This is a genomic window from Arenimonas sp. (assembly GCF_019459675.1).
In the GTDB taxonomy this organism is placed as follows: domain Bacteria; phylum Pseudomonadota; class Gammaproteobacteria; order Xanthomonadales; family Xanthomonadaceae; genus Arenimonas.
Genome location: NZ_JAIBFH010000285.1, coordinates 1 through 8,748 on the forward strand (window position 1 = coordinate 1; position 8,748 = coordinate 8,748).

An 8,748-nucleotide genomic window follows, 5' to 3' on the forward strand; every position below is an offset into this window, starting at 1 on the left:
TGTTCTTCGGTGTCGTTTTCCTATGTGGTAGTGCTGTGGGGGGTTTCCGCCTAGGCGGGTGTGGGTTTTGCGTAAGCAGAGGCGGTCGCGGTCGCCGTCGCGGCCGCGCCATTCCAGGGCCGCCTCCACCATGCCGGCCTCGGTGAACTTGATGGCGTTGGACAGGAAGTTGCCCAGCACCTGCCGCAGCCGCAGCCCGTCGGCCACGTGCGCCGGACCGATGCGCTCGTCCACCTGGCAGGTGAGCACCAGGCCCTTGCTGGACGCCGAACCGCTGAAGTTGGCCACCGTGGACTGCAGCAGGCGCGGCAGCGAAAGGGTGGTGGGCGACAGCTCCAGCCGCCCCGCCTCGACCTTCGAGAAATCCAGGATGTCGCCGATGATCTGCAGCAGCGAGCGCGCCGACTGCTGGATCACCTGCACGGTGCGCCGCTGGTCATCGTCCAGCTGGCTGTGCGACAGCACCTCCAGCATGCCGGTGACGCCGATCATGGGCGTGCGGATTTCGTGGCTCATCGCCGCCACGAAGCTGGACTTCGCCTCGCTGGCGCCGCGGGCACGGGTCTCGCTTTGACGAAGCCGATGCTCGAGCTGCTTGATCTGGGTGAGGTCGGTGCCCACCGCCAGGTAGCCCACGGTCTTGCCGCTGCCGTCGCGCATGGCCGACGTGGCCAGCAGCACCGGCACCTGGCTGCCGTCCTTGCGCACGAAGTTCCACTCCAGCGGCGGCGAGCCCTGTTCGATCAGGACCGGGATCAGGCGCGCGTCGGCGGGCACGCGCTGGTCGCGCGCCGCCGTGAGGCTGTCGGCCAGCCGCTCCACCTCGTCGCGCAGCAGCAGCCGCTCCATGCTGCGCTTGCCGATCATGTCTTCGGCGCGGTAGCCGGTGAGCCGTTCGGCCTGCGGATTGAAGCTGGTGAAGTGGCCGTCCAGGTCGATGGACATGATGGCCACCCGGGCGGCCGCGAACAGCGAACGCTGGAACACCTCGCGCTCGTGCAGGGTGGCGCGCACCTGCTCGTTCCGGGCCAGCTGCTGGTTGAGTTCACCCTCGAACTTGCGGACGTCGTCGCGCATGCCCAGGAACGCGTCCAGCACCTCGCCCAGCTCGCCGCTGGAGCGGTAGCGCGGCACCGCCTGGTAGTCGTGCCGGCGCATCTGCTGGGCGAGGATGGTCAGGCCCTCCACGCCCTTGTAGATGTTGCGCACCAGTTTGTGCCCCAGGAATCCCACCACCACCAGGGTCGCCAGGCTCAGCAGCGTGCGCACCCATGCCGCCTGCCGGGCGCGCTGTTCCTGTTCGCGCACCCCGGCTTCGGCCTCGATCATCTCCAGGTCGCTCAGGTACTTCATGCGCGTGGTGACCGGGTCGATGGCCGGATACAGCTCGGTGTCGGCGAAACGGCCCAGGGCCTGCAGGTCCTTTTGCGCCAGCAGCCCGCGAAGGGTCTGGGCGGCGGTGTCGGCGCGGATGCGCGCCCGCGCGATCTGATCGAAAAGCACGCGCTGCTGCGCCGTGTGCGACATGGCGTCCAGGGCGATCCAGTGTTCGCGAATTCGCAGGCGCGCGTTGTCCACCACCTGTTCACCCTCCTCCCAGGCGATCAGGCCGTTGCGGACCCGGAAGGTGGAGTCGACGATATCCAGGCCATAGGCGTCCGACACCGCCTTCATGCGCCGCAGGCCGGCCAGCGACTCGTCCTTGATCTCTTCCAGCGCCTGCTGGCTGCGCTGGCGCTCGAACTCGTCCAGCGCCAGCACCGCCGCGCCGGTGAACATCAGCAGGCCGAACAGGCCCAGCAGCTGCAGCCGGATGCCGAACTTGGGGCCCGGGCGCGGCATGGCCGGCCTAGTGGTGCGTCTGGCGCCAGCGAAGGATGGCGTCGGGGAGTTGTTCACCCGGCACCGCGGCGGAGATCAGGTAGCCCTGGGCGTAGTCACAGCCCAGGCCCGCCAGCAGCTGCCATTCCTCGACGGTTTCCACGCCCTCGGCCACCACTTTGAGGTCGAGCTTGCGGGCCAGGTCCAGGCTGGTTTCGATCATGGCGCGCTTGCGCGGCTGGGTGGGCGCACCGCTGACGAAATCGCGGTCTATCTTCAGCGCCGAGAAGGGAATCTGCGACAGCTGGGACAGCGACGAATAGCCGGTGCCGAAATCGTCCACGCTGAGCCCGAAGCCTTTCAGGCGCAGCCGGGCCAGCATGCCCAGGCCGCGCGCGGTGTCGCTCATCACCGAGCTTTCGGTGATTTCCAGCACCACCTGGTCCGGGCTGAGCCCGTGCCCGCGCAGCACGGCTTCGTAGCGATCGGCCACTTCGGGGCCGGTGAGGTTTTGCGCCGACACGTTGACCGAGATCTTGAGATCCAGGCCCTTGGCCTGCCAGCGCTTCCACCAGGCGCACGACTGCACCAGCATCAGGTCGGTGAGCTCGTCGATCAGGCCGCCGGCCTCCATCATCGGCACGAACACCGCGGGCGGCACCATGCGGCCGTCGGGCAGGCGCCAGCGCGCCAGCGCCTCCACGCCGACGATCTTGCCGTTGCCAAACTCGGCCTGCGGCTGGAACCAGGGCACGATTTCGCCACGCGCCAGCGCCTCGCGGGCCTGGTCCAGCGTGACCTGCACGTCCAGGATGGCGGCGCCTTCGCCCACGTCGCTTTCATACAGCGACAGCACGGTGGTGAGCTTTCCAGGCGTCAGCGGCTTCTCGATGCAGCCCAGCACGCGCAGGCCGGAAGCCTTGGCCATCACCTGCACGGTGTGCAGCAGGGCCGGGTCCATGGCGCTGACCACGGCGATGGACTGCGCCAGCCGCTCCTGGGCGACGATGCCGATGAATTCGATACCGTCCATGCCGGGCATGTCCAGGTCCACCAGCACCACGTCGGGCGGGGCCGGCATGGCGCGCAACACGTCGAGCGCCTGGAAGCCGTCGGCGGCTTCGTGCAGCTGCGTCAGGCCCAGGTCGGCCAGCAGCCGCAGGCCCAGCCGGCGTTGGAAGCCGTGGTCTTCGACCAGAAGGATGCAAAGCCCCGCCAGACCCATGCCGTGCCCACCCCCTGTTGGTTCCAAACGAGTCTAACCCGCCGTTGATTCCGTCCGGAAGCGGCGGATTTGGCCCGTGGCGTTCCTGGTTCAACGGCCCCACGGGGACAAACCGGACTTCGTCACGCCGGCGGCGAGGGGATCGAAACTGTGCTGCACCGCACATTGCTATCGGTCTGAACCATACGCTAGCGTCCGGGCAGCGATGGCAAGGGGGCGGGTCCGGGACTCCGGAACGTCGCCATCGCAGCAAGGTTCCGTCGCTTCGTATCGGATGCCGGCCAGGGTCCATGACGCACACCAATTCCAAGGGGAGAGACCTGATGAAAACTCGACACCGCAGCAATGCGGGCCGGTGGCTGCCGGCCGTGGCACTGCTGGCCCTCGCGGGCCCGGCCGTGGCCAACACGCTCAACCAGAACGTTTCGTGGACCATCGACCGGGCCGGCACCAGCACCAAGTACCGGGTGGTGGCTTACGGCGATTCGATCTACGCCGGCTACAACGGCTCGGTCAGCAACGCCGCCAAGTACGCCGCGCCCACCGTGGACGCCGAATACCTGGCCGCGAGCTGGGGCGCCGACATCGAAAGCGTCCGGCGCACCAAGTCGGGCGCCGTGGCCAAGGACGTCTACGACAACAAGATTGTTGCCGAGCGCTCCTACATGCAGGCTGCGTCCACCCGCGTGGTGACCTTCGAAATGTGCGGCAACGACGGCCTGCAGGCCCGCACCAGCTTCAAGGGCCAGACCGGCACCTGCAACTATGCCGTGCTCGACAACGCCGTGAACTCCTGCCGTACCTATGTGTCCGCGGGCATGGACTTCATCAACGCCAACGCCCATCCCAACACCAGGCTCAAGGTCATCGCCAACCTGTACTACCCCGGCTACAACGCCGACAACGTGCAGAGCTCGTGCCGCGACGCCAGCACGGGCCAGACGGTGAACCTGCGCGACCGCTTCCTGCCGGCCATCGCCAAGATGAACTACGCGATGTGCAACTCGGCGCGCCTGAAGGGCTTCCAGTGCGCCGACAGCTTCGCCCAGTACATGGGTGCGGACTACGACAGCAATGGCGACGGCCAGGTCGACTCCGACGCGCTGCGCTACGTGGCCGGTGAAAGCGAGGCCAGCTACCTGACCCGCATCACCTCCACGCTGCGCTCGACGCTGCGCGATGCCAACACGCATTTCGCCACGTCCTCGAGCAGCTTCGACTACATCCAGTCCGACGACGTGCACCCGACCTTCACCGGCGGCACGGTCAGGGCCGGCCTCTGGGGCGGCACCACCGGCACGGGCGCCGCGCGGTACACCAGCTTCGCCGGTGGCAAGAGTCCGATCTGGAACAGCTTCGGCCATGAGCGCATGGGCTGGGCGATTTCCGTTTACAACCCGGCGACCCCGTGACGCCACGGCCACGCGAAGGAATCGTCCGTGGTTGAACAAGGGCCACGGGCCCCCCCCCCCCCCGCCCCCCCCCCCGCCGGGCGACGGTGTGCGGGTGATTCCCAAGGCGCGGGCCGCTGGCCGGTCCGCGCTGCCTGCCGTGGTCGCCCTGCTGCTGGTGCTGGGTGCCGTGGTGGCCTGGCGCCTGCTGGCGCCCAAAGCGACCCACGCCCCGGCCAATGAAGTCACGCAGTCCACGCCCGCACCGAGCGGGGACGCCCGCGTATCGGCTCGGCCGGCGCCATCGTCCGAAACCGCAGGCCCCGCCGAGGGCTTGCCCAGCGGCGATCCCAACGACCTGGCCAACTATTTCCGGCCCGGCGACCCCGAACCCACGGGAGCCGAATTGATCGGCGCCCTGAACGACGTCGGCATCCGCACCGGCATCGGCGCCTTCAACCCGCCGGGCACCAGCCCGCCGCTGGAAGGCCTGGCCGTGCCCGAAGACTACGAACTGCCCGAAGGCTACGTGCGCCACCACCAGTCGTCCGACGACGGCGTGGCGATCGAGCCGATCCTGATGTTCGCGCCCGACTTCACTCTTTACGACGCCAACGGCCGGCCCATCGCCATGCCCGAAAACCGCGTGGTGCCGCCCGAGCTGGCCCCGCCTGGCCTGCCGCCGCGGCGCGTGCGTATCCCGCCGTCCGGCCCCTGATTCCGGACTGTCCACGATGACCACGGAGCGCTTGCCGCTTTCGCGCTGGCGCCGCTTGGCCGGCCTGCTTGCCACCGCCCTGCTGCTGGGTCTGTATGCCCACGGCGGTGCCGCATGGGTGCTGGGCTTCGTGGCCTTGGTGCCGTGGCTGCTGGTGCTGGATGCCGGTCGCACCGCGCGCAGCGCGCTGGCTGCCGGGCTGCTGATGAGCGTGGCCTTCGTGGCCTGCCTCTTCGCCTGGTTCGGCGCCGCCATCGGCGCCTACACGGGTATTGGCGCGCTGCCGGGCATGGCGGCGCTGCTGGTGCTGGCGCCGGTGATGCAGCCGCAGGTGATTGCCTTCGCACTGGTGCGCCATCTGGCGGGCCGCCGCCATGGCCCGGCGGTGCGCGCACTGGCCGGGGCCAGCGCCTGGGTAGCCTGCGAAGCGCTGGTGCCCAAGCTGCTGGGCGACACGCTGGGGCACGGGCTGTTTCCGTCGGCGCTGCTGCGCCAGGCCGCCGACCTGGGTGGCGCGGCCGGGCTGACGCTTTTGCTGATCCTGTCCAACGAAGCCATTGCGCTGGCCATCACCCGCCGCGGCCACGGTGCACGCGCCGTGCTGCCGCCCCTGGGCGCCGCCGCGGCCGTCGTGCTGGCGATGGCGGGCTACGGCATGGCCCGCCTTTCCACGCTGCAGGCACCGCCCGCCGACGCGCCCGCGCTGCGCGTGGCGATGGTGCAGGCCAGCATCACCGACTACGAAGGCCTGCGCCAGGAGATCGGCGCCTACGGCGTGGTCAGGAAAGTGCTTGATACGCACTATGAACTGTCGTGGTCGGCGATCCGCGACCACCGCGCCGACGTGCTGCTGTGGTCGGAAACGGTCTACCCCACCACCTTCGGGCGCGCCCGCAGCGAAGACGGCGCGGCGCTGGATCGCGAAATCCAGGGCTTCGCCGACGCCGCCGGCGTGCCGCTGGTGTTTGGCACGTACGACATCGACCCGGACGGCGAATACAACGCCGCCGCCTTCATCGAGCCCGGCCGGGGCCTGTTGGGTTTTTATCGCAAGACCTATCCGTTCCCGCTCACCGAACACGTGCCGCGCTGGCTGGACGGCCCAGCGCTGCGGCGCTGGCTGCCGTGGACCGGCTATTGGCGGCCGGGATCGGGCGCCCGCGTCATGCCGCTGCGCACCGCCGACGGCCGCGAAGTGAACGTGCTGCCGTTGATCTGCCTGGACGACGTGAACCCGGGCCTGGCCATCGACGGCGCGCGCCTGGGCGCGCAGGCGATCGTCGGCATGAGCAACGATTCCTGGTTCACCGACTACCCGGTGGGCGCAAGGCTGCATCTGGCGGTGGCGGCGTTCCGCAGCATAGAAACACGCCTGCCGCAGGTGCGCGTCACCACCAACGGGCTGAGCGCGATCATCGACGACACCGGTGAAGTGCTGGCCAGCACCGCGATGGGCGACCAGGCCGTGCTGACCGCCACCCTGTCCGCGCGCGACCCGGTGCCCACGCTGATGGTGCGCTGGGGCGACTGGGTGGGCCGTGCGGCGACGGTGTTCCTGCTGGCGCTGGTGCTGGGGGCCGCATGGCGGGCACTGCGCGTCGGCGCGGCAGGCGCGCCCGTGAAGGACACTTCGCAGGAAGTGGTCGTGCTGACCCGCGGATGGCGCATCGCCGCCGGCCTGCTGCGCCTTAGCGCGGGCGTCGGCCTGGCCTGGCTGGCGCTGGACATGCTGCTGCGCATCGGCCTGCAGGTGCAGACACTGGGGCAACTGAAGACCTTCGCACTGGCGGTGCTGCTGCCGGCTCTGGCCGCGTGGGCCATCGGGCGCGCGTTCGCCGCGAAGGCCCACATCGAAGGCGGCACATGGGTGCTGGACCAGCGCCGGCAGCGGATCGAAATCCCGCTGGCAGCGATCACCGCGCTCAAACCCTGGCGCCTGCCGCTGCCGCGCCCGGGGGTGGACGTGCATCTGGCCGCCGGACAGCGATGGCCGCGCGGCCTGGCGGTGGCGGATCCGGCAGCGCTGCAGCAGGCCTTGGCCGCGGCAGGCTCACGGGCGCCGGTGGGTCGCTCGCTCGGCGCACGCCTGGCGCACCTGCACGCCATCACCCACCGCCGTTGGCTGGACCATCCGCTGGTGAAGTTCGCGCTGTTCCCGCTGCTGCCCGCGGCGGTGGCGTTCCGCCTGCACCAGATGATCGCTTTCGGCGGACCGCTGGGCGAGTACTACACCTACGGCGCAGAGGCCTGGCTCACCGGCGGCCTGATCTGGTGGGCGTCGTGGTCGTTGGGGCTGATGCTGTTCGCGGCCCTGCTGCGGGTTGTCGTGGAAACCCTCACGACGATCGCGCTGTGGCTGCCGCTTGCCAGCGATCGCGCCGCCGCCGTGCGCGACGCCTTGATGTGGCTTGCGCGCGGCGCCTACTACCTCGGTGTTCCGGCCTGGCTGCTGCTGCGCCTGACGTCGGGCTGAGAGAAACCGTTTGCTGCAAAGCAACACTCCGGCGACAGGGAGTAAACGCGTGAACGCGTCGTTGACACGCCTTGCACACCCTCTACACCTGAACGGGCGCTAACTCCGGGGGCTCGCACGGAAGCGGGCCGATACCAAGGCCACGTAGCGGTTTCCTGCCCGAACAATGGCAGCCCAAGCTGTCGGGTGGCGCCGGTATCGACGAACGGGAAGCGCAGACGGGGGGCGTCCCGACCCCGCCGCGTTGGTCGCACCTGCATTGATCACAGCCCGGCAGGGCATAAAAAAACCGCCACCAGCCGCCATCGGCAATGGGAGTCATGACATGGAAGCTTTGTCCGCAGGCCAGTTCTCACTGGTCTATAACGCCTTTTCATTCGGTATCGCCACATTTGCAGCTGCAACACTGTTCTTCTGGTTTGGTCGGTCGCAAGTCTCGCACCACTACAAGACCGCGCTGACGGTCACCGGTCTGGTCACCTTCATCGCGCTGTATCACTACTGGCGAATCTTCGCCAGCTGGGGCGAGGCCTACGAGGTCGCCAATGGCGTAGTTGTCACGACGGGCGTCGAGTTCAACCGCGCCTATCGTTACGTCGACTGGCTCCTGACGGTGCCGCTGCTGTTGATCGAACTCATCCTGGTCATGCGCCTTGCCCAGTCCGAGACGGTCTCCAAGTCGCTCAAGCTGGGCGGCGCCGCGGCGCTGATGATCCTGCTGGGTTACCCGGGCGAGGTGTCTGCCGGAATCGACTCCACCCGGATGATCTTCGGCGTGCTGTCGATGCTGCCGTTCCTGTACATCGTGTACTCGCTGTACAGCAGCCTGGGTGAAGCGATCGATCGCCAGCCCGAGGGTGTCCGCGGCCTCATCCGCCTGGCCCGCAACCTGGTGGTGGTGTCGTGGTTCTTCTACCCGATCGTGTACTTCGCGCCGTTCGTGGTGAGCATGAGCGGCGGCACCTCCATCGCCGTGATCGAAGTGGGCTACACCATCGCTGACATCACTGCGAAGGCCGTCTTCGGCCTGGTGATCTACGCCATCGCGGTTCGGAAGTCCGAGATCGACGCCGCCAAAGCCTGAACGCTGCGCGGTTAAAAACGTGGAGCGGGGGGGGGG

Annotated in this window: 6 protein-coding genes; 4 read left to right on the top strand and 2 right to left on the bottom strand. The window is 68.7% G+C overall.

What is annotated here, in order from left to right:
• Both K0M70_RS09565 and K0M70_RS09570 read right to left on the bottom strand, forming a co-directional pair.
• A partial coding sequence (locus K0M70_RS09565) for a PAS domain S-box protein (protein ID WP_290781636.1) occupies nucleotides 1–1,842 on the bottom strand: 1,842 nt, incomplete at its 3' end.
• 7 nt (nucleotides 1,843–1,849) lie between these two features.
• Entirely contained in the window at nucleotides 1,850–3,046 is a 1,197-nt protein-coding gene (locus K0M70_RS09570) for an EAL domain-containing response regulator (RefSeq protein WP_290781637.1), read from the bottom strand.
• 323 nt (nucleotides 3,047–3,369) lie between these two features.
• Between K0M70_RS09570 and K0M70_RS09575 the strand changes: the two genes are divergently transcribed.
• From K0M70_RS09575 to K0M70_RS09590, 4 genes are all read left to right on the top strand, one after another.
• Nucleotides 3,370–4,458, top strand: coding sequence for a hypothetical protein (locus tag K0M70_RS09575; protein ID WP_290781638.1), 1,089 nt, complete (start codon nucleotides 3,370–3,372; stop codon nucleotides 4,456–4,458).
• Nucleotides 4,459–4,489: 31 nt separating this feature from the next.
• Nucleotides 4,490–5,155, top strand: a complete 666-nt coding sequence (locus K0M70_RS09580) for a hypothetical protein (RefSeq protein ID WP_290781639.1) — start codon at nucleotides 4,490–4,492, stop codon at nucleotides 5,153–5,155.
• A 16-nt stretch (nucleotides 5,156–5,171) separates the two neighbouring features.
• The gene (lnt, locus tag K0M70_RS09585; RefSeq protein WP_290781640.1) at nucleotides 5,172–7,628 is read left to right on the top strand and encodes an apolipoprotein N-acyltransferase; all 2,457 of its coding nucleotides are present in this window, start codon (nucleotides 5,172–5,174) and stop codon (nucleotides 7,626–7,628) included.
• Nucleotides 7,629–7,953: 325 nt separating this feature from the next.
• The gene (locus K0M70_RS09590; RefSeq protein WP_290781642.1) at nucleotides 7,954–8,712 is read left to right on the top strand and encodes a bacteriorhodopsin-like; all 759 of its coding nucleotides are present in this window, start codon (nucleotides 7,954–7,956) and stop codon (nucleotides 8,710–8,712) included.
• Nucleotides 8,713–8,748: the final 36 nt, after the last annotated feature.